Annotated in this window: 23 protein-coding genes; 14 read left to right on the top strand and 9 right to left on the bottom strand. The window is 68.7% G+C overall.

Going from position 1 to position 23,886, the window contains the following annotated elements:
- Positions 1–51 precede the first annotated feature (51 nt).
- Positions 52–753, top strand: a complete 702-nt coding sequence (locus tag LXE91_RS29855; protein WP_039358063.1) for a sulfate/molybdate ABC transporter ATP-binding protein — start codon at positions 52–54, stop codon at positions 751–753.
- 167 nt (positions 754–920) lie between these two features.
- Here the strand turns inward: LXE91_RS29855 and LXE91_RS29850 are convergent, their stop codons facing one another.
- The 3 genes from LXE91_RS29850 to LXE91_RS29840 all read right to left on the bottom strand — a co-directional run bounded on the left by LXE91_RS29850 (position 921) and on the right by LXE91_RS29840 (position 3,950).
- Complete coding sequence (locus tag LXE91_RS29850) at positions 921–1,757, bottom strand: TOBE domain-containing protein (RefSeq protein WP_039358060.1); 837 nt, start codon at positions 1,755–1,757, stop codon at positions 921–923.
- A gap of 48 nt (positions 1,758–1,805) precedes the next feature.
- Positions 1,806–3,440: a CHAD domain-containing protein gene (locus LXE91_RS29845; RefSeq protein ID WP_039358057.1), complete on the bottom strand. Its 1,635-nt coding sequence runs from the start codon at positions 3,438–3,440 to the stop codon at positions 1,806–1,808.
- A 126-nt stretch (positions 3,441–3,566) separates the two neighbouring features.
- Positions 3,567–3,950: a tautomerase family protein gene (locus LXE91_RS29840; protein ID WP_011355834.1), complete on the bottom strand. Its 384-nt coding sequence runs from the start codon at positions 3,948–3,950 to the stop codon at positions 3,567–3,569.
- Between the two features lie 115 nt (positions 3,951–4,065).
- On the opposite strand from LXE91_RS29840, the gene LXE91_RS29835 reads away from it, so the two are divergent.
- The 5 genes from LXE91_RS29835 (at position 4,066) to LXE91_RS29815 (ending at position 8,762) form a co-directional block, all read left to right on the top strand.
- Positions 4,066–4,923, top strand: coding sequence for a LysR family transcriptional regulator (locus LXE91_RS29835; protein WP_039358052.1), 858 nt, complete (start codon positions 4,066–4,068; stop codon positions 4,921–4,923).
- Positions 4,924–4,964: 41 nt separating this feature from the next.
- Positions 4,965–5,888, top strand: coding sequence for a DMT family transporter (locus LXE91_RS29830; protein ID WP_039358050.1), 924 nt, complete (start codon positions 4,965–4,967; stop codon positions 5,886–5,888).
- A gap of 67 nt (positions 5,889–5,955) precedes the next feature.
- The gene (locus LXE91_RS29825; RefSeq protein WP_039358048.1) at positions 5,956–6,735 is read left to right on the top strand and encodes a sensor histidine kinase; all 780 of its coding nucleotides are present in this window, start codon (positions 5,956–5,958) and stop codon (positions 6,733–6,735) included.
- A 76-nt stretch (positions 6,736–6,811) separates the two neighbouring features.
- Entirely contained in the window at positions 6,812–8,155 is a 1,344-nt protein-coding gene (locus LXE91_RS29820) for a hemolysin family protein (protein WP_039358046.1), read from the top strand.
- Positions 8,156–8,177: 22 nt separating this feature from the next.
- Entirely contained in the window at positions 8,178–8,762 is a 585-nt protein-coding gene (locus LXE91_RS29815) for a thiamine phosphate synthase (RefSeq protein WP_039358044.1), read from the top strand.
- 71 nt (positions 8,763–8,833) lie between these two features.
- Here LXE91_RS29815 and LXE91_RS29810 read toward each other — a convergent pair whose 3' ends face one another.
- The gene (locus LXE91_RS29810; protein WP_046196686.1) at positions 8,834–10,486 is read right to left on the bottom strand and encodes a DUF3459 domain-containing protein; all 1,653 of its coding nucleotides are present in this window, start codon (positions 10,484–10,486) and stop codon (positions 8,834–8,836) included.
- A 308-nt stretch (positions 10,487–10,794) separates the two neighbouring features.
- Between LXE91_RS29810 and LXE91_RS29805 the strand changes: the two genes are divergently transcribed.
- Together LXE91_RS29805 and LXE91_RS29800 are read left to right on the top strand one after the other, a co-directional pair.
- On the top strand, positions 10,795–11,502 hold the full coding sequence (locus tag LXE91_RS29805; protein WP_039360524.1) for a class I SAM-dependent methyltransferase: 708 nt from the start codon (positions 10,795–10,797) through the stop codon (positions 11,500–11,502).
- A gap of 131 nt (positions 11,503–11,633) precedes the next feature.
- Positions 11,634–12,302, top strand: coding sequence for a glutathione S-transferase (locus LXE91_RS29800; protein WP_039360527.1), 669 nt, complete (start codon positions 11,634–11,636; stop codon positions 12,300–12,302).
- A gap of 24 nt (positions 12,303–12,326) precedes the next feature.
- Here the strand turns inward: LXE91_RS29800 and LXE91_RS29795 are convergent, their stop codons facing one another.
- A complete protein-coding gene (locus LXE91_RS29795; RefSeq protein ID WP_039360521.1) occupies positions 12,327–12,980 on the bottom strand; it encodes a DUF1345 domain-containing protein in 654 nt (217 codons plus the stop codon).
- 124 nt (positions 12,981–13,104) lie between these two features.
- On the opposite strand from LXE91_RS29795, the gene LXE91_RS29790 reads away from it, so the two are divergent.
- Positions 13,105–13,836 (top strand): metallophosphoesterase, encoded by a 732-nt coding sequence (locus tag LXE91_RS29790; RefSeq protein ID WP_039360518.1) that lies wholly within the window; start codon positions 13,105–13,107, stop codon positions 13,834–13,836.
- Between the two features lie 46 nt (positions 13,837–13,882).
- Here the strand turns inward: LXE91_RS29790 and LXE91_RS29785 are convergent, their stop codons facing one another.
- Positions 13,883–14,578 (bottom strand): RES family NAD+ phosphorylase, encoded by a 696-nt coding sequence (locus LXE91_RS29785; protein WP_039360515.1) that lies wholly within the window; start codon positions 14,576–14,578, stop codon positions 13,883–13,885.
- A 2-nt stretch (positions 14,579–14,580) separates the two neighbouring features.
- Positions 14,581–15,000: an MbcA/ParS/Xre antitoxin family protein gene (locus LXE91_RS29780; protein WP_011355846.1), complete on the bottom strand. Its 420-nt coding sequence runs from the start codon at positions 14,998–15,000 to the stop codon at positions 14,581–14,583.
- Between the two features lie 234 nt (positions 15,001–15,234).
- Here LXE91_RS29780 and LXE91_RS29775 point away from each other — a divergent pair, with 234 nt between their 5' ends.
- Positions 15,235–16,017 (top strand): ABC transporter substrate-binding protein, encoded by a 783-nt coding sequence (locus tag LXE91_RS29775; RefSeq protein WP_039360511.1) that lies wholly within the window; start codon positions 15,235–15,237, stop codon positions 16,015–16,017.
- A gap of 1,167 nt (positions 16,018–17,184) precedes the next feature.
- Positions 17,185–17,520 (top strand): GtrA family protein, encoded by a 336-nt coding sequence (locus LXE91_RS29770; protein ID WP_223274419.1) that lies wholly within the window; start codon positions 17,185–17,187, stop codon positions 17,518–17,520.
- Between the two features lie 28 nt (positions 17,521–17,548).
- Here LXE91_RS29770 and LXE91_RS29765 read toward each other — a convergent pair whose 3' ends face one another.
- Positions 17,549–19,030, bottom strand: coding sequence for a sigma-54 dependent transcriptional regulator (locus LXE91_RS29765; protein ID WP_046196675.1), 1,482 nt, complete (start codon positions 19,028–19,030; stop codon positions 17,549–17,551).
- Positions 19,031–19,588: 558 nt separating this feature from the next.
- Entirely contained in the window at positions 19,589–20,506 is a 918-nt protein-coding gene (locus tag LXE91_RS29760) for a metal-dependent hydrolase (protein WP_039345372.1), read from the bottom strand.
- A gap of 581 nt (positions 20,507–21,087) precedes the next feature.
- On the opposite strand from LXE91_RS29760, the gene LXE91_RS29755 reads away from it, so the two are divergent.
- The 3 genes from LXE91_RS29755 (at position 21,088) to LXE91_RS29745 (ending at position 23,875) form a co-directional block, all read left to right on the top strand.
- Positions 21,088–21,429, top strand: coding sequence for an FKBP-type peptidyl-prolyl cis-trans isomerase (locus LXE91_RS29755; RefSeq protein ID WP_011355854.1), 342 nt, complete (start codon positions 21,088–21,090; stop codon positions 21,427–21,429).
- 35 nt (positions 21,430–21,464) lie between these two features.
- Entirely contained in the window at positions 21,465–22,238 is a 774-nt protein-coding gene (locus LXE91_RS29750) for a helix-turn-helix transcriptional regulator (RefSeq protein ID WP_039345249.1), read from the top strand.
- A gap of 191 nt (positions 22,239–22,429) precedes the next feature.
- Entirely contained in the window at positions 22,430–23,875 is a 1,446-nt protein-coding gene (locus LXE91_RS29745; protein ID WP_039345252.1) for an MFS transporter, read from the top strand.
- Positions 23,876–23,886 lie beyond the last annotated feature (11 nt).

Raw genomic sequence — 23,886 nt, 5'->3', positions numbered from 1 at the left:
CTCGCCTCGTTCATCGTCTTTCGCGGTCGAGCGGCTTCGGCGGAGGCGCGCATGAGCCTCGTCGTCGATATCCGCAAGACCTACGCAAACGCCGAGCGACGCTTCACGCTCGACGTGTCGTTCACGGCAACGACGCAGCGCGTCGTGCTGTTCGGGCCGTCCGGTGCGGGCAAGAGCATGACGCTGCAGGCAATCGCCGGCCTGCTGTCGCCCGACGAAGGTACGATCACGCTGAACGACGAACCGCTGTTCGACGCCGCGCGCCGCATCGACGTGCCGACCCGCGAGCGGCGCGTCGCGTACCTGTTCCAGGATTACGCGCTGTTTCCGCATCTGAACGTGCGCCAGAACATTGCATTCGGGCTCACGTCGGGGCTGCGCAACCCGCGCGCGAAAGCGGTGCCGCCGGAAGTCGCGTACTGGCTGCAGGCGTTCGATCTCGAAGCGCTCGCGGGGCAGTATCCATCGCAATTGTCGGGCGGGCAGAAACAGCGCGTCGCGCTGGCGCGCGCACTGGTCGCGCAACCGCGGATTTTGCTGCTCGACGAACCGTTCGCGGCGCTAGACGGTGCCATGCGCCAGCGCATGCGTCACGAACTCGCGGAGCTGCAGGCGCGGCTCGATATCCCGATGGTGCTGATCTCGCACGATCCCGACGATGTCGCCGCGTTCGGCGACCAGGTCGTGCAGTTGAGCGAAGGACGCGTGCAGGCGACTCCGCCGCACGCCGAGTGGCCGACGCGCGTCATGTGAGCGCGCGAGGCCGTGGTCGTGGCAGGCAGGTTGGATCCTGAGAGAAGCCGCGTGTAGCGGCATAGGCTGAAAGCGGAAACGAAGCCGGAGCCGTGCAGGCGCTGTGCGATGCCGGCTTCGCCCCGCCCGTCACATGATCGTCGACGCGCGCCGCCCGGCCTGCTTCGTCAGCCCGTCACCGCAAGAATCACGCTCGACGCCTTGAACAGCGCGATCGCCGGCCTGCCGGCGTCGAGCTGCAGTGCAGCGACGCTCTCGTTGGTCACGACGGCCGTCAGCGTCCCGCCGCCGTCGAGCGCCAGCGTCACCTCGCTGTTCACCGCGCCCGCCGCGACGGTCTCCACACTGCCGCGCAACTGGTTCCGTGCGGACACCTTCAACTCGTGCTCGCCATCGTCGACCGCAAGCACGACCCACGACGCCTTCACCAGCGCGCAGGCGTCCGCGCCGACCTGCAGGCCGAGCGCATCGGCGCTTTCGTGCGTCAGCACGGCCACGATCGGCTGTCCGCCGGGCAACGCGAGCGTGACCTCGTCGTTGACGGTGCCGCGCACGATCGATGCGACCTTGCCGAACAACTGGTTGCGCGCGCTGGTCTTCATCCCGATCCGGCCGATCAGCGCCCAGTCGACGTCGAACCCGGCCACGGCCGCGCTCGCGGCCTCGATGAACCGGCGATGCTCGCGCTCGATCGTACGGAACGCGGCGATCAGCGACGTGGCGCGCGGCGTCAGCGTCGTGCCGCCTCCGCCCTTGCCGCCCGTCGAACGCGCGACGAGCGGTTCGCCGGCAAGGTTGTTCATCGTGTCGACCGCATCCCACGCAGCCTTGTAGCTGAGGCCGACGGCCTTCGCCGCGCGCGTGATCGAACCGGTGTCGCCGATCGCCGCGAGCAACGCGATGCGCGTGGTGCCGCCGAGCGTCTGCTCGCCGGCGCGCAGCCACAGCTCACCGCCCAGTTCGAGCGGTTCGGCAGACGGGGAAGAATGCGGTGCGTCGGTCATCGGGATGCGTGCGGGAATCGGGCGGCCATTATAGTCAGCGCGGGCCAGTCAACCGGGCTTGCCGTCGAGCTTCGGCGGCCGCAGGCTGGCCAGCAGCGTTTCGGCGTCGCGCGCCGCGCGCTGTTCGAGCGCCGCGCCGTAGCCACGCACGAAACCGAGCTGGTACGGCGGCGCAGCCAATTTTTCGAGGTGCTGCAGCGCGACCATCGTGTCGTTCGCTTCGCCGAGCACGCTCTGCACGCGCGTGAGCGTCTTGACCGTCTCGGTGCGCGTGCGGCGCGACGCCAGCGACGCGAAGAATTCGAGCGCATAGCGCAGCCGCTTCGCATCGATCCGCACCTGATGGCGCGCGGCCGTATCGAGCGACGTCAGCGACGGCGACGCGTACAGATGACCGAACAGCCGCCGCACGCGCTTCGTCGCGTGGCGCCGCAGCGAGGGCGCGTCGCCGTCTTCGGCGGCCGGCAGCGCAAGCGAGCTCAGCCACTCGAGCCAGCCGAGCGTGAGCCGCGCATAGCGAGCCGAATGCAGCGCCTGCCGCAACTCGACCCGCGCGGCCGCGCACTGCGCGCGCGCGGCGTCGAGCGTACCGTTCCACTCGCCGTCGCCGCCGTCGGCCGCGATCAGTGCGGGCAGGCTTTCGGTCGCGAACACGTCCCAGTCACGCACCGTGCCGAGCAGCGACGCAAGCCAGCGCAGGTCGACACCGAGCGTGTCGCGCCACTGGCGATCGGCAAAGCGCGGGAAGAAGCGCATCAGCGTGCGCAGGCGGCGCAGCGCGACACGCATCTGGTGCACGAATTCGGGATCGTCGTGCTCGAGCACCCCGCCCTCGTTGCCGAGCCATTGCGCGGTGATGTCGCCGGACAGCGCGAACAGCGCGGCGCGCTGCGTGCGCACGCCGGTCAGGTCGACGAGCCTGGCCTTGACGGCCCCGTCGGCGGCCGGCTCGGCCGCGCATGCGCGATCGATCACGCTCGTGAGCTGCACGAATGCGGGCCACGCGCCGCTCAATTCGCGCGCCGCGGCAAACAGCGCATGCAGCGCGGCGGTACGCGCGGGCAAGGTTTCCCAGTCGGGCGCGGCAAGGCGCAGCTCGACGTAGCGGCGCGGCGGCTCGCTGCCGCGATGCAGCGTGACGTCGTCAAGCGTCATCTCGACCACGACGCCGCTGTCGTCGGCCCAGCGCCCGCGCCGCCGTTCGCTGACGAGGCGCAGCGCCGACGATTCCGGCTGCACGCCTGAGGCCGGGGGCACTGCGGCGTCGGGCGCGACGCCATCCGCTTCGTCGGCAGGTGCATCGGCCTCGGCCGCGGCAGCCGCCTCGGGCACGGGCAGCGGCATCGCGACGGCGATGCCCTCATGCTCCGCGTCGAACAGTTCGCGCGCAGTCACGCCTGGCGCAAACGCCTTCGTGCGCGACGCGACCACACGCCTTCCATGTGCGTTCGACTCGACCCACGTCCACCAGTTCGCGCCTGGGCTCGACTCGGCCTCCTCGATCTGGCACGGCTCGATCGTCACGCGCTCGTGGCCGCGGCGCATCCGGACCTGCGGGCAGATCCGCCACGCGCGCACGAGTTCAGCGCCGAAATCACGCTGCGCCCCGCGGGCGCGACTCGCGGCCTTGACCGGCCACCCTTCCAGCGACAGCGACAACACGATTTCCAGCACACGCGACATGGAGGCTCCTGCACATGAAGAACTGCCGGCGCATCGATCGCGCCGGCGTCACCCGTGAAGCTGCTTCCATAGTACACGTCGCGAAAACTCGCAGGCGACGATCTGGCCCTGTCGCGCTGTCGCAGGTCAAACGGCGTATTGCGCGAGGCCGTTGCCGAACGACCAGTCCTCCTTCAGCACCTCGACAAGACTGATGAATACGTCCTGCTGCCGCACGCCCGGCTGCTGCGCGAGGTTGTCCGCGATCGCCCGGTACAGCGCCCGCTTCTGCTCGAGCGTGCGCGTGTTGTTCGCGGTGATCTGGATCATCACGAGATCGTCGCTGCGTTCGATATCGAGGTAGTGACGACCGAACACGAAATTCTCGGCCGCGTGCTCGGTGACGACCATGAAGATGTCGTCCTCGGGCACGTTGAACGTGTGCATCAGCGCGCGATGCACGCCGTCGACGAGCGCCGCACGGTAGGCGGCCGGCTTGCCTTCGCGAACTGCAATACGGGTAAAGGGCATGGTCCTGCTCCTGTCGGTGAAGGTGACGTTGAAGAACGGAAACTCAGCGTCAGGTTAGGCTCGCCAAACTATAATGAACAGTCATTGATGAATATTTCATCCATTTACATCGAAAATGAAAGTCCTTGATCTCGATGCTGTCCGTGCGTTCGTGCTGGTCGCCGATCTCGCCAGCTTCACGCGCGCCGCCGATGCGCTCGGCACCACGCAATCGGCCGTCAGCCTGAAGCTGAAGCGGCTCGAGGCCCACCTCGGCAAGCCGCTGCTCGCGCGTACGCCACGCGTCGTCAAGCTGGCCGCCGACGGCGAGAATTTCCTGCCGGCCGCCCGCGCCCTGCTCGATGCGCACGATCATGCGCTCGGTGCGATCTCGGCCGGCACGCATCGGCTGTCGCTCGGCGTCAGCGAGCACGTCGCCGTGCCCGACCTGCCGGCCGTGCTCACGAGCCTGCATCGGCAGGATCCGGGGTTGTCGCTCGAAATGCATCTCGGCACGTCGACGAACCTGCTCGCGCAATACGACGAACGCCGGTTCGATGCGGTGATCGTGCGGCACGAGCCAGGCGAAGACCCGCCGCGCGAGGACGGCACGCTGCTGTTTTCCGAACCGCTGGCCTGGCTCGCCGCGCCGGACTGGGTACCGCGCGCGGGCGAACCGCTGCCGCTCGCGGTGCTGGCCGGCCCGTGCGGCGTGCGGGCCGCCGCGCTGCGCGCGCTCGACCATGCGGGACGGCCGTGGCGCGAGCGCTTCACGGGCGGCGGCGTGGCGGCGGTCACGGCCGCCGCCGCCGCGGGGCTCGCGGTCTGCCCGCTGGCGCGGCGGGTTGCGCCGCGCACACTGGTCGACGTCGGCGCGAAATTCGGGCTGCCGCCGCTGCCGCTGTCGCAGGTCGTGCTGTATTCGCGCGTGCGCGATGCACGTGCCGGCGCCGCGTTGCGCAGGTTTGCCGACAGCCTTGCAATCTCGGCGTAAACTAACGGGTTCCGCCGCCCGCAATCTCCAGAAGAATTCCAATGAAGCCCGAAGCCCGCAAGCACCTCCGAGCCAACCTGCTGATGCTCGCCGCCGCCGCGATCTGGGGTTCCGCGTTCGTCGCCCAGCGCCTGAGCCTCGACGTGATCGGGCCGTTCCTGTTCACGGGGCTCCGTTTCCTGCTCGGCGCGCTGGTGCTGGTGCCGCTGCTGATGCTGAACACGGCGTCGCGCACGCAGCTCGCGGCGATCCGCCGTGAGCCGACGCTGCTGCTGCCGGGCCTCGCACTCGGCGGGTTGCTGGCGGTATCGATTTCGCTGCAGCAGATCGGCCTGCAGTACACGCGCATCGCCAACGCGGGCTTCATCAGCTCGCTGTACGTCGTGATCGTGCCGCTGATGGGTGTGTTCGCCCGTCACCGGATCGGCCCGGGCACGTGGTTCGGCGCGCTGCTCGCGGCGATCGGCCTGTATTTCCTCAGCATCAACGAGCAATTCTCGGTGCTGTACGGCGACTGGTTCCAGCTCGCCGGCGCCGTGATCATCGCCGCGCACGTGATGGCCGTCGGCCATTTCGCGAAGCGCCACAATCCGCTCGTGCTCGCGTTCATGCAATTCGTCGTGTGCGGCGCGGCGTGCCTCGCGGTCGGCCTCGTCATCGAGCCGGTCAGCGGCACGATGCTGCGCAACGCGCTGCCGACGCTGCTGTACGGCGGCCTGCTGTCGGTCGGGGTCGGCTATACGATGCAGGTCGTCGCGCAACGCGACGCGGCGCCCGCGCACGCAGCCGTGATCTTCAGCATGGAAGGCGTATTCGCGGCAGTCGCCGGCTGGGCCGCGCTCGGCGAAACGCTGACGCTGCGCGCGCTCGTCGGCTGCGCGCTGATGCTGGCCGGCCTGCTCGCGTGCCAGTTGCTGCCGAACGGCGACGCCCGGAAAAAGGACGAAGACGCACTGCCGGCGTGACACGCACCGTCCCTATAATGACGGATCGCGTGACTTCCACGCCAACCGCTTCCGACAGGCCAGCTCCGTGACGTCCACTACAGTCGATCCCGCCGGCGACCTGCTGCGCGAACGCGCAGCGCATTACGCCACCCAGGCGGCGCTGTTCCTGCGCGACCAGGCGCTCTCCACCGCGTCGCACGACCTGCGCAGCCCGCTGAACGCCATGCACAGCTGGGCGTACGTGCTCGAGCGCCAGCTCGCCAACGCCGATCCGAACCTGCAGCGTGCGCTCGCGGGCATCCGCACGGGCATCGACCAGCAGGTCGGGCTGATCGACGACGTGCTCGACGCGCCGCGCGCGGAAACGCGCACGCTCGCCGTCAAGCCGCAGCCGTTCGCGCTGCGCGCGCTGCTCGACGACACGATCGCGCTTGCCCGTTTCGCGCTCGCCGACGCACGACAGGTCGCCCTCGACGCGACGCTGCCGGACGGCGAACCGTCGCTGACCGCCGACCGCGAACGCATCGCGCAGGCGCTCTGGACGATGCTGACGACCGCGGTCGAAGCGAGCGCCGCCGGCAGCCGCGTGACGTTTGCGTGCGCTCGCGACGGCATGCAGTTCACCGCGCGCGCCACGTGTACCGTCAACGCGGACGCGCTCGTCGATCCCACGCAACCACACGCGTTCGAATCGTTCGCACGACGCGAGATGCTGCGCGAGCGCGACGCCAAGCGGATCGCCTGGACGCTCGCGCTTTGCCAGCGCGTCGCACTCGCACACGGCGGCACGTTCGCGCACGACACGTTCGCCGATGGCGCCCCGGCCACCATCACGTTCTCCGTGCCCGGTGAGGCGCCGGTGTAAGCAATCGGTCGCCCGTCACATTACAAATTCCTTTCTGGCTCTATACTGATGGGCCTGTCATAACCGGAGTGTTTCTTTGTTACAGATCTTCGCGCTCATCGGCGCGTTGTTCCTGGTGGCCCTGAACGGGTTCTTCGTTGCGGCCGAATTCGGCCTCGTCAAACTGCGCGCCACGCGCGTCAAGACACTGGCCCGCAAGCACGGCCTGCGCGGCCGCATCCTCGGCATCGTGCACGGCCGTCTCGACGCGTATCTTTCCGCGTGCCAGCTCGGCATCACGCTTGCGTCGCTCGGCCTCGGCTGGGTCGGCGAGCCGGCCTTCGCGCAACTGCTCGGCCCGCTGCTCGACCTGATCGGCGTGGAATCCGAACGCGTCGTGCACCTGATCTCGCTGGTGTTCGCGTTCTCGCTGATCTCGTTCCTGCACATCGTCGTCGGTGAGCTCGCACCGAAATCGATGGCGATCCGCCAGTCGGAGAAGGTCGGCCTGTGGGTCGCATTGCCGCTCTATGCGTTCTACTGGGCGATGTATCCGGCGATCTGGGTGCTCAACAACAGCGCCAACGCGGTACTGCGGCTCGCGGGGCTCTCCGCCGACCACGGCAGCGACGCCCACTACTCGACCGACGAGCTGAAGCTGATCCTGCGCAGCCGCCGCAGCACGGCCGGCAACCCGGCCCAGCCGGCGCGCGGCACGTACAGCAACGACGAGTGGAACACGCTCGCGCATTCGCTCGATTTTTCGTCGATGACGGTGTCGGACCTGATGCGGCCGGCCCATGAAATGATCGGCCTGCGCCGCGACCTCCCGCTGCCCGACAACATGGAGATCGTCGCGCGGCACCGCTTCAGCCGCTATCCGCTGTTCGAGGATGCGTCGCGCGAACAGGTGAGCGGGCTGATCCACCTGAAGGACCTGCTGCTCGCGCGTCACGCGGGCGCGGCGCTGGAAGACCTGTCTGACTATGTCCGCCCCGTGCAGTACGTGAGGCCCGACACGCCGGCGCTCGACCTGTTCCGCCGCTTCCGCAAGGGCGCACCGCACTTCGCGCTGGTCGGCAACAAGGGCGAGAAGCCGATCGGCTTCCTGACGCTCGACAACCTGCTCGGCGCGCTGGTCGGCCAGATCCACGACGAGTTCCGCCAGGGCGACGCCGACTGGAGCCGCCTCGACGACGGCACGCTGATGGGCAAGGGCAGCCTGCCCGTCGTGTCGCTCGAACAGGCGCTCGGCATCGACATCGACGAAGGCCGCGCGGAATCGGTCGGCGGCCTCGTGATCCAGGCGCTCAGCGACCTGCCGACCGAAGGGCAGCGCGTGTCGTTCGACCGCTTCGACGTCGTCGTGAAGAAGATGAACGGGCCGCGCATCGTGCTCGTGCGCGTCTACCCGAAGATCTCGAAAGAGGCCGACGAATGACGGCCGCGCTTCGCCGCACGCGATGAACGCCACGCTGCCGCGCTGCTGCGTGATCACGCCGGAGCCGGCATCCGCGTCGGCGGCCGATCGCGCGGCGTTCCTCGACCGGCTGTCGGCCGTGCTCGCGCGCGGCGAGACGCTCGTGCAACTGCGCGTGAAATCGCTCGATGCAGCCGCGTTCGCGCAACTCGCCGCCGACGCGCTCGCGCGCTGCGACGCGGCCGGCGCGCACCTGATGCTGAACGGACCGATCGATGCGGCCAGCGTGATGCGGCTCGACGGCGCCGGCTGGCATCTCGACGGCACCGCGTTGCGCGCCGCTGCGCAACGACCGTTGCCTGCCGGACGCCGGGTGTCTGCCGCCTGCCACACACGTGACGACCTGCTGCTGGCCGCGCGCGCCGGCGCGGATTTCGTCACGCTGTCGCCCGTGTTGCCGACACTCAGCCACCCCGGTGCGCCGACGCTCGGCTGGACGCAGTTCAACGCGCTGGCCACCGAGGCCGCGATGCCCGTCTTCGCGCTCGGCGGCATGACGCGCGCGCACCTCGACGAGGCGCGCCGCCACGGCGCCTACGGCATCGCGGGCATTCGCGGGTTCTGGTAGCTCGGGGATTTCCTGCGGTACGGCCGGACGCAGATGCGCCCGGCCTCTCAAACGCTTACCCGCTCACAGCGTCATGCGTTCAGGTTCGGACGCCATCCGCGCGATGCACCATCGTCGATTCGACGTGCATCGTGCGTGAGCGCATACCGGTTGACGTCACCCGTCAGCCACGCGACGAGCGCATACGGCGGCAACACCCCTTCATCGACCCGGTCGCGCGCACGCGCCGGCGTCTCGAACACGACCCGCCCTCTCGGTGCATCGAACGGCACCGCGTCGGGCGACAGGTTCAACGCGATCGTCAGCGTCTCGTCGTCGGCGAGCTTCCATGATGCAAGCAGCGCGTCGGCATCGCCGTCGCCGTCCGACTTCAGCGCACGCGCTTCCTGCGGCCGGCAATCGGACAATCGCGGTGCGATCAGCTTCGCGCGCACCGCGAGCGCCGACTGCACGAAATGCGCTCGATCGGCGTCGCGCGCGGTTTCGTCGAAGATCAACGGAATCTGCGGTGTGAGCAGCGACAGCGCAAGGGCAGCCAGACCGGCCTCCTGCCCGTGGTCGCCTTGTCCGCTGTCGCGCCACGCGCCATCGGACAGCACCAGCGACGTCAACGACAGCCCGCTGTCGGCAGCCATGCCTTCGCCCACCCCGGCCGGCTGGAATGCGGCCCCGGCCGCGGTCAGTGCGCGGGCGAGCGTGTGGATCGACTGGTGCGTGGAAATGCCTTCGTGGGCCGACGTATCGCGCCCCGTCAGCCGGTGCAGCGCGCGTTCGCCGCATCCGTTCCACTGCGCATCGAAATGCGTATCGGCAAGATGCGCGGGATGGCGCTCGCTGCCGAGTACGAGATGGATCAGCCGGTCGGCCGGCACGGCCGCGCGCACGCGGTCGGCGATCTCGCGCAGCCACGACACGCCGATCCGGTCGGCTTCGCGCAGGCGCAGCCCGTCGCAACGGTACTCGTCGATCCAGTACAGCGCGTTGTCGCAGAAGAAATCGCAGACTTCCGGATGATCGAGCGCGAGCGGCGGCGCCTGGAGCGGATCGTCGCGCGTATGGAAGAACGGCGCCGCGTAGTGGCGCAGCGCGTCGGTGCCGCTGCCGAAGCGCGCGTAATCGAGTTCCAGCAGCACCGCGAGGCCGTAGCCGTGCGCGTCGTCGATCAGTGCCTTCAGCGCGTCGGGACCGCCTTCGGCGGCGAGCGGCGCGAACGGCAGGCTGTCGTGCGGCGACGCGAGCAGTTCCAGCGCGGTCACGCCGAGGCGCGCGAGTTGCGGCAGGCGTCGGCGCACGCCGTCGAAGCCGCCCACCGCGTGTGGACGAATCGCATAGAGCGCGATGTCTTCCCATGCGCGCCCGTGCCAGAACGTGTTGCGCCACGTGAATGCGCGCGGATCGATGACCTCGCTCGGACCGTTGAGCCCTTCGGGTTGCGAACGCGACGCTGGATCGGGAATCGACACCGCATCGTCGAGGCGATAGCGATAAAGCGCACCCGCGCCGCAATCGGCAAAGACCTCGAACCAGTTCGTGCCGGCGGCAGCCATCGGGACGAGCAACGGGCCGAAGCCGGTATCGAGTTCGAGCTGGACCTGCGTGCTGCCCGGCGCCCACACGCGAAAATGCGTGCGCGGCGTCGCACAGAGCGCGCCACAGGGCTGGGCGCCGAACGGCAAGCAGTGAATGTGGTGCTGCGCATACGGATCGTGCGGACAATCGGACATCATGCGCTCCTCGTGCGTACCGAGCGGCATGGCCGCGCCCGCGGGGCGCGGCGCATCGGGGCCCGGCATGCGACGGCCAGGCGGGGGGAGAGAAACGAGTATGCGCCGGATTCGCTACCGCGATGCATCGTGCCCGGACATTTTTAAATACGAATCGACCCCGGGAAAACCCGCAATCCGACACGCCCCGACGAGTCGGGTAGCCCGCATACCGGGATGACCACTCGCCTTGTTGCACCGGCCGCGCACGCTTACGCTCTGCGCCAGGCTCGCGGACACGTCGTCCGCCCCCAACCGAGGAATCCGCCATGTCGCTTCCCGCCAGCGCCGCCAAATTCGATCCGGCACGCGCGCACGAATACGCCGAGCAATCCCGCATCGCGCTCGCCGGCTACGATGCCTGCCACGAACTCACCGCGTGCATGCTCGCGTCGGCCATCGACGCGCCCGAGGCGCGGATCCTCGTCGCGGGTGCGGGCGGCACGGGGCAGGAGATCTGCGTGGCGGCCGCGCTCGAGCCGGGCTGGCAATTCACGGCCATCGACCCGTCCGCGCCGATGCTCGCGCTTGCGCGTTCGAATGTCGAGGCCGCGGGCTTCGGCGCGCGCACGGCGTTCGTCGAGGACGGTGTCGACGCGTTGCCCGATGCATCCGCGTTCGACGGCGCGACACTGATCGGCGTGCTGCATCACGTGCCCGGCGACGAAGCGAAGGCGGCGCTGCTGCGTGCGATCGCGCGGCGCCTGAAGCCCGGCGCACCGCTCGTGCTCGCCGGCAACCACCGCCGCTACGCGGACCACCCTCGCCTGCTCGACGCATGGCAGCAGCGCTGGCGCATGAAAGGCGCGACGCCCGACGCGGTGCGCGCGCAATTCGCGAAGATCCTGCAGGGCGCCGATCCGCCCGCGTCCGAGGAAGCCGTGTTCGGCCTGCTGCGCGACGCGGGCTTCGATGCGCCGCTGCGCTTTTTCTCGAGCCTGTTCTGGGGCGCGTGGGTCGCGGTGCGGCGCGCGTGATGGAGAGGGCGGTCGGCCAGACGCGGCCGGCCAGGCGCGGCTCGTCACGAAGCGCGATGCGTTTCGCGTACACGCGACGCGCGACGCGCGCTGGGTATGATGTCGTTCCCGTCCCCACCTCCGGCGTCGACATGCTCACCGTCCATCACCTGAACAACTCGCGCTCGCAGCGCGTGCTCTGGCTGCTCGAAGAACTGGATGTGCCGTACGAGATCGTGCGCTACGCGCGTGATCCGAAGACGATGCTCGCGCCGCCCGAGTTACGCGCGATTCATCCGCTCGGCAAGTCACCCGTCGTTACCGACGAAGGCCGCACGTACGCCGAATCGGGCGCGATCATCGAATACCTGGTCGAACGCTATGGCAATGGGCGCCTGGCGCCGCCGCCCGGCGCGCCCGAGCGGCACGATTACACGTACTGGCTGCACTACGCGGAAGGGTCGGCAATGCCGCCGCTGCTGCTCAAGCTCGTCGCGCTGCGGATCGCCCATGCGCCGATGCCGTTCTTCGCACGGCCGATCGCGCGCAAGATCGCCGACACGCTGCAATCGAGCTTCGTCGATCCGCAGATCGCGCTGCATCTCGGCTATGTCAACGACACGTTGAGCCGCACCGGCTGGTTCGTCGGCGACGGTTTCAGCGCCGCCGACATCCAGATGAGCTTTCCGCTCGAAGCCGCGACCGCGCGCGGGGGCGGCAGCCGGTATCCCGCGATCGCGCGCTTTCTCGATGCGATCCACGCGCGGCCCGCGTACCAGCGGGCGCTGGAGCGCGGCGGCCCTTACGACCTGCTCAAGTAACGCTGCGGATGACCCGGGCCTGCATCAGCTCAGCAGGCCCGCCGCGACGTTGATCGACAGCCCGAGCACGGCCATGTTGAAGTAGAACGACAGGATCGACTGCGCGAGTACCGAGCGCCGCGCGGAGCGGTTCGTCATCGACACGTCGGCCGTCTGCGACGCGACCGCGATCGTGAACGCGAAATACAGGAAATCCCAGTAATCGGGCTCCGGGCTCCGGTCCGGGAAACGAAGCGCGCGGTCGTTGCCGGGCGAGCCGTAATAGAGGCGCGCATAGTGCAGCGTGAAGATCGTCGGAATCATGAACCACGCGCCGAACAGCGTCGCGCCGGTGATCGCGTAGTGGCTGAGCCCCGCGCGAAAGCCGACGCTTTTGACGGTCGCGAGCTCGATCGCGATCGCGGCCACGCTCGCGACGGTCGCAAGGGACACGATGGTCAGCACGGTCGTCGCGTTTTCGTCCTCGCGAATCGCGATGTCGCGCACCTGGTCATGATGCGCGGTGACCATGCGCACCCACATCAGCGCGAGATACAGCCAGACCGCGCAATCCCAGCCGATCAGCGCCCGTACGGTCGGACGCAGCGGAAACGGCAGCAGTACCGCGCACAGCAAGCCGGCGACGAACGCCGCGACCATGCGCGGCCGGTTGCGTAATACCTGCGGATAAATCGTCATCGTGTGGTTCCGAAAGCGGATGGAAAGGGTTCGACCGGTGCGCCGCGTCGGCGCGTACCGTGCCCCGATTATCGCCATTCCATCGTGACGTGGCGATGGGGGCGCGAGCGCCTAAGATATTGGGATGACTGCCACCGCCCCCCTCTGCCGCCATCCGGCGAACACGGCCGGCCGCGACTTCGTCGTCGGCGACCTGCACGGCTGCGTGGATGTGCTGCGCGCGCTGCTGCACGACATCCGTTTCGACCCGGCCCGCGACCGCCTGTTCTCGGTCGGCGACCTCGTCGACCGCGGCCCGGCCTCCGAAACCACGCTCGACCTGCTCGACCGCCCGTGGTGCCACGTCGTGCGCGGCAATCACGAGGAAGTGCTGAGCCTCGTGGCGCGCGGCAAGCTGTCGCCCGACGCGTGGCGCGGAATCGGCGGCGACTGGGGGGCCGACCTGCCGCCGGAACGACTGCACGCGCATGCGGCACGCGTCGACGCGCTGCCGCTGGTGCGCGTGATCGGCGACGGCCCCGGGCGCTTCAACGTGCTGCATGCGGAATTCTTCGGCTCGGATGCCGATCTCGACACGGGCAGCTATGCGCACGACGTGCGCGAGCGGCTGATCTGGGGCCGCGATCTCGTCCAGGGGCTCGCCGATCCGGCGCGGCAGGCCGGGCTGTCGCTGACCTGCACCGGGCACACGCCGGTGCGCGCGCCGCAGCGGATCGGCGCGCAGTGGTTCATCGACACGGGCGCGTTCGCACCGGCCGGGCGGCTCACGCTCGCCGAGCCGCGCACCGGGCGCACCTGGTCGATGACGCAGGCCGAGGCGCGCGAACGCCGCGCGGGCGACTGGCCGCTGCCCTGAGGCGGCTGATAGGCGCCGATATGCGCTGATGCCGCGAGCGCGGGCCCTAGCCGACCTGGTTCAGTTCGAACACCGCATCGACGGCCGAGCCGTTCCAGTTGTATTCGAGGTAGGCCGCGTGATGGCAGTCGCGCAGCAGCGCGGTGCGGAACGCCGCCAGGCACTCGCCGCGCGGGTCGCGCACCGACGGATAGACGATCCCCGCGCCGCCCGCATTGCGCACCGCGCGCCCGAGCGCCTGCCCGGCGCTGTAATCGAGCGGGTGCAGCCACGCCGGATCGCGTTTCGGCCACGTGCGGATGTCGGCCACTTCGCCTTGCGCGATCACCGTATAGAGCCGCATCTGCTGGCGCATCGGCGGCTCCTTCGTCGCCTCCAGGAACAGCGCGCTGTGATACCGCGTTTCGGCGATCGCCGTATCGCGCGAACGCGCGCAGTAGAACACGCCGTAGCTGCCGTCGGAAAAGCGGCTGCCCTGCGGATTCAGGTGCGTGAACGCGGCCATGATCGGCCCCCAGCCCTGCCCGTAGCGGCGCTCGGCGGGCGGCACGAGGTCGAGTGTGCCGACTTCGTTGCGGATGCGGTCGTTGGTCAGGGATTCGAGTGCGTAAAGCGCGTCGAAATCGTCCGCCGAGGCCACGCGGTCGAACAGGTTGATTGCCGGGAAGCGGGTGGGAATCACGCGATAGGCTGGCGCCCAGTCGACCGCGGTCGTGGGCCATTGTTGTGCTTGGATCGGCATCGTCACGCCCAGCCACCTCGCATCGCGTCGAGATATTGCCGGACCGCGACCAGATCGCCGACGTTGCCGGCGAGCATCCGGTCGAGTGCGCGCTTGCCGCCGAACGGCGCCGCGTCGTTGGGCCGCTTGACCCACGCATCGGCCGCGGCCGGCTGCGGCAGCAGGATCTGCAGCGCCTTGTAGATGCCGAGCAACAGCGAGAGCCGTTCGAGCGTATCGCGCGGCAGCCGCGCCGATTCCGGCGTGGCCTTCCACTTGAAGAACGTCGAACGGCCGGGCGACCCGAGCAGCACGATCTGCTCGTCGATCGTCAGTTCCCAGTCGCGTGCGATGTTGAAAAACGCGCGCAGGCCGGCCGCCGACATCTGCGCGACCGAGGCCTGCGGCGGGGCGGAGTGCGATTCATAGGCGGGCTGTGACATGATCGTTAGTCTCGAAACGAATTTACTAACAAGATTAGTCCATTTTCGTATTTTTGCAAGGGTCGAGACCCGCCGGCCGACTCGCTCATCCGACAAAACGATATTTTTTGTCCATTCTGGACTCTGATTTTATTTTCTGCGTTAATGGCCGTGCGGACACCGCGCGCAGACGCGGTTTGTGTCCGTGAAACCGTGTCGCACAGAACCCGGAAGCACCCCGCCAAGGAACGCACCATGAAGAGACTGATTGCCGCTGTTTCGATCGCCCTGCTCGCAGTATCCGCAGGCCCCGCCGCCGCGAAGGACTGGACCACGATCCGCTTCGGCACCGATGCCAGCTACGCACCGTTCGAGTCGAAAGCGCCCGATGGCAAGCTCGTCGGCTTCGACATCGACCTCGGCAACGAGATCTGCGCGCGCCTGAAGGCGAAGTGCGTGTGGCTCGAGAACGATTTCGACGGGATGATTCCGGCGCTGAAGGCGAAGAAGTTCGACGCGGTGCTGTCGTCGATGTCGATCACGCCGCAACGCGCGCAGCAGATCGGCTTCACGACGAAGATCTACAACCAGCCGACGCGGCTCGTCGTGAAGAAGGGCTCGCCGCTGCTGCCGACGGCCGAATCGCTGAAGGGCAAATCGATCGGCGTCGAACAGGGCACGACGCAGGAAACGTATGCAAAGGCGTACTGGGGCAAGCAAGGCGCGAACGTCGTGTCGTACCAGAACCAGGACGGCGTGTACGCGGACCTGACCTCGGGCCGCCTCGACGCGGCACTGCAGGATGAAGTGCAGGCAGCCATCGGGTTCCTGAAATCGCCGCGCGGCGCGAACTACACGTTCGTCGGCCCCGAGCTCGTCGACGAGAAGGTGCTCGGCATCGGCGCCGGCATCGGGCTGCGCAAGGAGGACACCGACCTGAAGGCGAAGATCGACAGCGCCATCCTCGATATGGTCAAGGACGGCACCTACAAGCGGCTCGCGTCGAAGTACTTCGACTTCGACATCTACGGCGGCTGAAACGGCGTCGCGCGCGTACGGGCGCCACTCCCGTCGCGCGCGTCCGACCGCCCCTCCCCTCACCACCGGACGGCACCGGCGTCACGCCGCTTGCCGTCGCATCGTATGCTTCATCCGTCGCACACGTGGCACGACGCTTCGCACTTCATTCGGATTGCAGATTGATCGTTCACGGGAACGATGCGCCGCGTGAACGGATATCGTGCGGCTTCGGTCAGTACGCGAAGACCGGGCGTCGAGGTACCGGCGCCCGTGTGCACATGCCCTTGCGAATCGGGTTCGCGTGCAGGAAAGTGCCGACCCGGCGTGGATGACCGGCAATCAGCCGGATCCGCCTCGCACCGGGCGCGGAGAGATGGCCTGTCGATGCATGCCGGCCGGCAGCAAGAACGACGTTCGACCGGCGATGCTCCGAATCACTGCGATCGCGGCCTGCCGGCCGCGGCGTGTGGCGATCGATCATTTTTCTTCCCCGTTTCAATCTGATGGTTGTTCCGGCAACCGGACGAGACCGGCGCCCCGACGATCAGGCGACGACACTCCGTGCTCGCCGGAACGCAGCTGTCGTGCCGCGCTCCGCCGCCGCATCCCCGCGGACCGTGTCCTGGCCGGTACTGACAGGGTTCGCTGCCGAACCGGACGGACCGTGCATCGTCGACTTTCGCAAGCCCACTGTCGCAAGGAGCGGGCCAGCGTCGCGCGAGCCCGTCCGGACAAGGGGTTGACCGGGCAGCGTGGTGGCCGGAACGGGTGCCGATGGCGGGAAGTTACGAAACTGAAACACGCGGCGCGCGGCATGCGCTGGCCGCGTCGCGGCCCTGCCTTGCCGAATAAGGCTGAACAATGCAGCGCGACATTCTTACCGACGGGGAACCGGCCGTTCCCGTCGATTTGCCGCGCAAATTTGCGGGGCGGCCGAAGCGAAATGTTTCATGCGCGTTACATGGCGCAGGCGGCACGGGAGCCGCAGGTTGTCCGCGCATCCGTCGGCCGGCAGCATCGCTATACTGCGAAACCGGTGCGCGCCATGTTTGCGTCGGCGCCCTTCACCGGCGCATGACGCACCGCACGACACCGCTCCACACGCCGCCCCGTCACCCGAACGACCGCACCCGTTGATCCGCCCCCCTCTATACCGCCGAACGAGCCAGGCTGATTCGCTTCGGGGTGTCGGGCGTCGGTTCGACCGCGCTGCATGCGCTGATCGCGGCCGCGATGTTCGCGCTGTTCGACGCGACGCCGGTGAGCGCGAACTCGGTCGCGTTCGCGTGCTCGACCGCGTTCTCGTATCTCGCCAACACGCTGTGGAGTTTTTCGTCGCCGGTGACGTGGGGCAACTTCGTGCGCTTTCTCGCCGTCGCGATGGCCGGCCTCGGCATGACGATGCTGCTGGCGCACGGCACCGAGACGCTTGGCCTCGCCCGCGCGTGGAGCATCGTCGCGGTCGTGCTGTGCGTGCCGCCGGTCACGTTCGTGCTGCACCGGCTCCGGACCTGTCGCTGAACCGGCTCACGCGTCACGCGTGCGCCGCTCAGCCGACCCGCTGATGCCCCGCGTCGCCGGACGGCGCGCCGTCGTGCCCGCCGTTGTCGCCGTTCCCGCCGTTGTTGTCGTGATCGTTCAACCCGTGCTCGATCATCATCCGGTAGAGCGTCACGCGTGAAATACCGAGTTCAGCCGCGGCCTTGTTGATGCGGTGATCGTTGCGCAGCAGCGCATTCTCGATCGCGGTGCGCTCGGCGAGCGCACGCGCCTGTTCGAGGGTCACGGGTTCGGTTTCGCCCGGCGCCTCGAGCCCGAGATCGTGCGGCGTCAGCAGCCGGCTCTCGGCCATCACGATCGCACGCCGCACGCGGTTGATCAGCTCGCGCACGTTGCCCGGCCATTCGTAGCGGCGCATCGCATCGAGCGCGGCCGACGTGAAGCCGCTGATCTTGCGGCCGCTGTCGGACTTGAATTTCTGCAGCACGTAGTGCGCGAGGATGTCGATATCCTTGCCGCGCGCGCGCAGCGGCGGCTCGTGGATACGCAGCACGCACAGGCGGTGATACAGGTCCGCGCGGAAGCGCCCGGCCTCGACCGCACCGTCGAGATCGACGTGGGTGGCCGAGATGATCCGTACGTCGACCGGAATCGATTCCTGCCCGCCGAGCCGCTCGATCTTCCCTTCCTGCAGGAAGCGCAGCAGGCTCGCCTGGCTTTCGACCGGCATGTCACCGATTTCGTCGAGAAACAGCGTGCCGCCGTTCGCCGATTCGATCCGGCCCGCGCGCCGCTGGTTCGCGCCGGTGAACGCGCCGCGCTCGTAGCCGAACAGTTCCGATTGCAGCAGATGATGCGGAATCGCGCCGCAATTGATCGCGACGAACGGCCCCTTGCCTCGGCCGGAACGCTCGTGAATCGCGAGCGCCGTCAGCTCCTTGCCGGTGCCCGACTCGCCCGAGATGAACACGCTCGCGTCGGTCTTCGCGACCTTGCGGATCGTGCTGAACAACTGCTGCATCGCCTCGCAGTTGCCGATCATCCCGTGTTCGCCGATCGACGCCGCATAGGCCGCGCCATCGACGCGATCGAGCGCGGCCATCCCGCGCGCATGGCCGAGCACGTGCGAAATCCATTCGTAGGGCAACGGGAGGGTCACGTAATCGAAGCAATAGCTGCGGATCAGTTCACGCACCGCGGGGCTGATCGTGACACCGGCCTGCGCGATGGAAATCCAGCCGATCGACGGCTGGCTCAGGCACGCCTTCAGCGCGGGATAGTCGCGCGACGTGAACCCGCTGAAATCGACCAGACCGGCGGCGACGCTCACGCCGGAGGTCATGTTCTGCGCGGCGCCGGCCGTCTTTGCGACGGTGATTTCCCAGCCGAGCCCGCGCAGTTGCGCAAGCAACGGCTCATCGGGCGAGCGCATGATCACGAACAGCTTGCGTCCGTCCTCGGGCGCGGTGACGGACACATGCGACATCTCGGGCACCGCATGCCCGTTTGCGTCAGGTGACCTAGCAACCATCGTTGTTCCCCGCTTGGCGTTGGTATCGCGCCGGCTCGCCGTCACACGCGACGGACCTTGGTCGAACCGACATATTGGCCGCATTTCCGTCCGAATAAAATCCCCCCGTGCAGGAATCGCGCGTGAGGTGGACATTGTCATGAACGGTATATCGATGCGGCCGGCCCGCGGCTAGATGGGTGTTATCCCGGTGGCGTGCGCGGCGCCCCCCCTGAACGGGGGGCTGCGCGGCGCGCAAAGCCGCGCCGGTGCTGGCGCATGGCGCTCCCGGGCGATGCCGCGCACGCGGGATCGGCTCGCCGGCGCGTGCGTGCACAACCGGTCGACGGGCCCGCAGGGCAGCTGTGCCGCCGGTTCGAATTGATTTAGGTCAATCGTCAGAGGAAGGCGGCTGATGCACGAACGCAACATGCGCGGCCCGATGCCGCGCATGCCGGTACAGCGGCGGTCCCGGCGGCGGTCCCGGCTGCGGTCCCGGCGGCGGTCTCAGCGGCGGTCTCAGCGGCGGTCTCAGCGGTGGTCTCAGCGGTGGTCTCAGCGGTGGTCTCAGCGGCGGTCTCAGCGGCCCGATGCGAGCGGCGCCGGCGCGTTCGCGCGGCCACGGCCGGCCGGCGTGCCGCCGTGTTCGCCGTAGGTGGCGGCAAGCTCGTCGACCCGCGCGAGATGGTGATGATTGTCGTGATCCCACGGATGGAAGCCCGGCCGGAAGAAGCTCAGCCATTCGCCGGCGATGCGCGGGAACAGCCCGCGACGCGGCCCGTACAGGAACGCGATCATCCGCAGCATGCCGCGCACGTGATGGCCGGCGCCACGATCGCGCCACAGCAGCGTCGCATGCATCAGGAACACGGTTGGCCAGAACGTCAGCGTCGTCAGCAGATACACGCCGATGCGGATCAGGTAACGGCGCAGCCCCGGCTCCATCGCGGCATTCCATACGTCAAACGACACGGCCTTGTGCTCGGTTTCCTCGAGCGCGTGCCAGATCCACATCTGGCGGTAGCCGTCGACCGAACCTTCGAGACGCGTCCGGTCGCGCAGCAGCCAGTCGGCGAGCATCGCCGTGTAGTGCTCCGCCGCGACCGTATGCGCAAGTTGCACCGAATGCGGCAGCTTGCGCTTCATGTAGCCGAGCACCGTCCAGACGCGCTTGTCGAGCTTGCGCGCGGGCAGGCGGTTCGCCTGCATCAACTCGTTGTACTCGACGTGCTCGCGCGTGTGCATCGCCTCCTGGCCGATGAAACCGAGCACCTGCTGCTTCAGCACGGGATCGTCGATCCGGTCACGATAGTTGCGCACGGAATCCATGAAGAAACGCTCGCCGGCCGGAAACAGCAGCGACAGCGCGTTGAAGAAATGGGTCACGTGCGACCCGAGGCCATGCCAGTCCTTCGCGCGTTCGACCGGCAGGTCGAAGCGCAGGTCGCGACGCACCGGCATGATCCCGGCTGCGGTGGCGGAAGCGGCTGACTTCATGTTCATCGTTCTCCTGGTTCCGGAGCGGCCCGGCGCGTCGTCCGACGCAGCCGGCGCAGGCCCGGGCGGCACGTCATGCACCGCCAAAATCTTGACATCGACAGCTGTAAAGATAGGCCGCCCGCAGCAGCGCGCGCAAGCCGCGCGGTAGATGCGCGCTTCCAAACAGGGCACGGTCGGAAAGGCGGAAAAAGCGGCGCTCGAACAGCGTCCGGGCGGGGCGCGATTCGAACGCGCGCGGGGGCCCGCGAGCGACATGCGCCGCTTCGTGCCGTGTAATGTCGATGGTCCGAAAGCCCCGCGTGGCGGGCGTTTCGCGGACTCGGACGAAGCCGCGCGGCAAGCGGCCGAGCGCCCCGGTAACACCGATTCATACACGCGTCGCACTCGCGCGGTGCAACCGCGGTCGCGGGGCGTGCGAAAAATTCAAACGCGCGTTCCATTTGCGTTTCGGACCATCGCGGCCACGGCGGCGCGCCGCCGCCCGCGACACGCGTGCAAGCAGCCGACAGCCACGCGCGGCGGCCCGCTGCGCGCTCGCCTACAATAGCGGTTTTACCCATCCTTTTTCAGGAGAAGTCATGTCTGTCATCACGACCGAATCGGGCCTCAAATACGAAGACCTGACCGAAGGCACCGGCGACGTAGCGCAAGCCGGCCAGACCGTCAGCGTCCACTACACGGGCTGGCTGACCGACGGTCAGAAATTCGACTCGAGCAAGGATCGCAACGACCCGTTCGCGTTCGTGCTCGGTGGCGGCATGGTCATCAAGGGTTGGGACGAAGGCGTGCAGGGCATGAAAGTCGGCGGCGTGCGTCGCCTGACGATCCCGCCGCAACTCGGCTACGGCCCGCGCGGCGCAGGCGGCGTGATTCCGCCGAATGCCACGCTCGTGTTCGAAGTCGAACTGCTCGACATCTGACACAGCACGCGAGCCGCCGCCTGACACCCTGCCTCATGGCACACCTTTCGTCCCCCACCATCGCACTGCAACGCTACGACACGCTCGAAGCGTCGGACGTGCACGACTTCCATCAGATCGTGCTCGGCATCGACGGTGCGATGGTGATGGCGGTGGACGGCGTCAGCCAGCGGCTCGACCGGCACGGCGCGTGGCTGGTTCCGGCCGGCGCGCGCCACGATTACGCGGGCCTGGGCGAGAACCGCCAGCTCGTGCTCAATCTTCCCCTCGCCTCGCTCGCGGTGCCGCAGCGGCTGTTCGACAGTGCGCGCGCCGTGGCGATCGATCCGGCACTGACGTCGCTGGTCGCGCAGATCGCGGCCGCCGCCGCGCAACTCGAAGCCCCCGCCGACGACGCGCGGCAAGCGGCCGCGCACCGTTTCCAGTGGCAGGCCGCCGCGCGGCTGTGCGGCGCGCTGCTCGACGAACGCGCCATCGCCGCGCCCGCCTCGGGCCTCGATTTCGCGGGCATCGACCGCTGGCTGCGCGCACGGCTCGACGAGCCGCTGCGCATCGCCGATCTCGCCGCGCACTGCGGCTACGGGATGCGCCGCTTTCATCAACTGTTCGTCGACGCGTTCGGTGAAACGCCGCATCGCTACCTGCAGCGGTTGAGGCTCGACGCCGCCGTGATCCTGCTCGCGGACGGCCGGTATCCGCTCGTCGATATCGCCGGGATGGTCGGCTTCGCGGATCAAAGCACGTTCACCCATGCGTTCACGAAACGCTTCGGCGTGGCGCCGGGACGCTGGCGCGGCGAGCGGCATTGAACGCAGCCGCCGGCCCGCGCCGAGCGCGCACACCTGCACGTAGTGGCACGATTCTTCGATAAATCGCGGTCGCGCCGGCCCGGCCGCAGCCTGTTCCGTTCCCGCTTCGCGCCCCCTGCTTCGCATCCTGCGTTTCGACGCTTCACGTCCCGCTGAAACATCGCGTGCCGGTCGCGTCCTACGATTGACGCATGGATACGACCGCCCCCACGACAACCTTCCCGTCCGCGCTCGCCCGCGTCGTCGCGACCGTCAGCACCGGTTTCGTCGTGACGCAGCTCGACGTGACGATCGTCAACATCGCGCTCGCGCATCTCGCCGGCGACCTGCACTTGCCGGTCGCCGGCCTGCAATGGGTCGTCGATGCGTACACGCTTGCGTTCGCGGTACTGATGCTGTCGGGCGGCGCGCTCGGCGACCGCTTCGGCGCGCGGCGCCTGTACATCTCCGGCCTCGTGCTGTTCGCACTGGCGTCGCTCGCGTGCGGCGCCGCGAGCGCGCCCGCGATGCTGATCGCGGCGCGCGCGCTGCAGGGCGTCGGCGCCGCGGCGATGCTGCCCAATTCGCTCGCACTGCTCAACGACGCGTGCCGGCACGACCCGCACCTGCGGGCGCGCGCCGTGGGCTGGTGGACGGCGGCCGGGTCGATTTCGATCGCGGCAGGCCCGGTGGTCGGCGGCGTGCTGATCGCGGCGTGGGGCTGGCGCGGCATCTTCCTCGTGAACCTGCCGCTGTGTGCGGCCGGGCTGGCGGCGGCGTTCGCATGGATCCCCGCGCGTGGTACGGCGGCGCCGGCCGCAGCGTCCCGTTCCATCCGCGCACTCGACCTGCGCGGCCAGTTCATCGCGATCGCAATGCTGGCCGCACTGACCGGCGCCGTGATCGAATGGCGGCCGCTCGGCTTCACGCATCCGGTCGTCGCCGGCGGCTTCGTGCTGGCCGCCCTCGCCGCGCTCGCGTTCGTCGCCGTGGAAGCGCGCACGGCCACGCCGATGCTGCCGCTCTCGCTGTTCCGCCATCGCACCTTCAGCGCGGCCGTGCTGTTCGGGATCTGCGTGAACCTCACGTACTACGGCACCGTGTTCGTGCTCGCGCTGTACCTGCAGCGCGCACGCGGCGAATCGGCGCTGCAGGCGGGCCTTGCATTCCTGCCGCTGACCGGCGGCTTCCTGCTGTCGAACCTCGCCAGCGGGCGCGTCGTGGCGCGTCACGGCCCGCGTGCGCCGATGCTGGCGGGTGCGCTCGTCGCCGCGCTCGGCTACGGGTCGCTGCATTTCGTCGACGCGTCGACGCCGCTGGCCGCCCTGCTCGTGCCGTTCCTGCTGATTCCGACCGGCATGGGCTTCGCGGTGCCGGCGATGACGACCGCCGTGCTCGCATCGGTCGCGCCCGAACGGGCAGGCATCGCGTCGGCCGTGCTGAATACCGCGCGGCAGGCCGGCGGCGCGATGGGTGTGGCGGCGTTCGGCGCGCTCGCCGGCGGCGGCGGCGCGGCGCAGGTCGTGAGCGGATTGCGGATCGAAACGGCCGTGTCGGTCGCGCTGCTCGTCACCGCCGCGCTGCTCGCGACGCGGGTGCGGCCCGATGCGCATCGCGGCGCGTCGTCCGCGCGTCAGGCCGTGGCGGCGGCCGATTGAACCACGCGTGC

It is taken from the genome of Burkholderia contaminans (genome assembly GCF_029633825.1).
GTDB lineage: Bacteria > Pseudomonadota > Gammaproteobacteria > Burkholderiales > Burkholderiaceae > Burkholderia > Burkholderia contaminans.
Note: the sequence above shows the minus strand (reverse complement) of the source record. Positions and strands in the feature narration are given on the sequence as shown.

What these genes read in the sequence shown, in the direction of transcription:
- LXE91_RS29790 (WP_039360518.1), top strand. Translation starts at nt 13,105, where the DNA reads ATGACTGCCACCGCCCCCCTCTGCCGCCATCCGGCGAACACGGCCGGC.
- LXE91_RS29765 (WP_046196675.1), bottom strand. Translation starts at nt 19,030, where the DNA reads ATGGTTGCTAGGTCACCTGACGCAAACGGGCATGCGGTGCCCGAGATG.
- LXE91_RS29850 (WP_039358060.1), bottom strand. Translation starts at nt 1,757, where the DNA reads ATGACCGACGCACCGCATTCTTCCCCGTCTGCCGAACCGCTCGAACTG.
- LXE91_RS29775 (WP_039360511.1), top strand. Translation starts at nt 15,235, where the DNA reads ATGAAGAGACTGATTGCCGCTGTTTCGATCGCCCTGCTCGCAGTATCC.
- LXE91_RS29810 (WP_046196686.1), bottom strand. Translation starts at nt 10,486, where the DNA reads ATGTCCGATTGTCCGCACGATCCGTATGCGCAGCACCACATTCACTGC.
- LXE91_RS29760 (WP_039345372.1), bottom strand. Translation starts at nt 20,506, where the DNA reads ATGAAGTCAGCCGCTTCCGCCACCGCAGCCGGGATCATGCCGGTGCGT.
- LXE91_RS29780 (WP_011355846.1), bottom strand. Translation starts at nt 15,000, where the DNA reads ATGTCACAGCCCGCCTATGAATCGCACTCCGCCCCGCCGCAGGCCTCG.
- LXE91_RS29855 (WP_039358063.1), top strand. Translation starts at nt 52, where the DNA reads ATGAGCCTCGTCGTCGATATCCGCAAGACCTACGCAAACGCCGAGCGA.
- LXE91_RS29755 (WP_011355854.1), top strand. Translation starts at nt 21,088, where the DNA reads ATGTCTGTCATCACGACCGAATCGGGCCTCAAATACGAAGACCTGACC.
- LXE91_RS29750 (WP_039345249.1), top strand. Translation starts at nt 21,465, where the DNA reads ATGGCACACCTTTCGTCCCCCACCATCGCACTGCAACGCTACGACACG.
- LXE91_RS29800 (WP_039360527.1), top strand. Translation starts at nt 11,634, where the DNA reads ATGCTCACCGTCCATCACCTGAACAACTCGCGCTCGCAGCGCGTGCTC.
- LXE91_RS29795 (WP_039360521.1), bottom strand. Translation starts at nt 12,980, where the DNA reads ATGACGATTTATCCGCAGGTATTACGCAACCGGCCGCGCATGGTCGCG.
- LXE91_RS29815 (WP_039358044.1), top strand. Translation starts at nt 8,178, where the DNA reads ATGAACGCCACGCTGCCGCGCTGCTGCGTGATCACGCCGGAGCCGGCA.
- LXE91_RS29805 (WP_039360524.1), top strand. Translation starts at nt 10,795, where the DNA reads ATGTCGCTTCCCGCCAGCGCCGCCAAATTCGATCCGGCACGCGCGCAC.
- LXE91_RS29745 (WP_039345252.1), top strand. Translation starts at nt 22,430, where the DNA reads ATGGATACGACCGCCCCCACGACAACCTTCCCGTCCGCGCTCGCCCGC.
- LXE91_RS29785 (WP_039360515.1), bottom strand. Translation starts at nt 14,578, where the DNA reads ATGCCGATCCAAGCACAACAATGGCCCACGACCGCGGTCGACTGGGCG.
- LXE91_RS29830 (WP_039358050.1), top strand. Translation starts at nt 4,965, where the DNA reads ATGAAGCCCGAAGCCCGCAAGCACCTCCGAGCCAACCTGCTGATGCTC.
- LXE91_RS29845 (WP_039358057.1), bottom strand. Translation starts at nt 3,440, where the DNA reads ATGTCGCGTGTGCTGGAAATCGTGTTGTCGCTGTCGCTGGAAGGGTGG.
- LXE91_RS29835 (WP_039358052.1), top strand. Translation starts at nt 4,066, where the DNA reads ATGAAAGTCCTTGATCTCGATGCTGTCCGTGCGTTCGTGCTGGTCGCC.
- LXE91_RS29840 (WP_011355834.1), bottom strand. Translation starts at nt 3,950, where the DNA reads ATGCCCTTTACCCGTATTGCAGTTCGCGAAGGCAAGCCGGCCGCCTAC.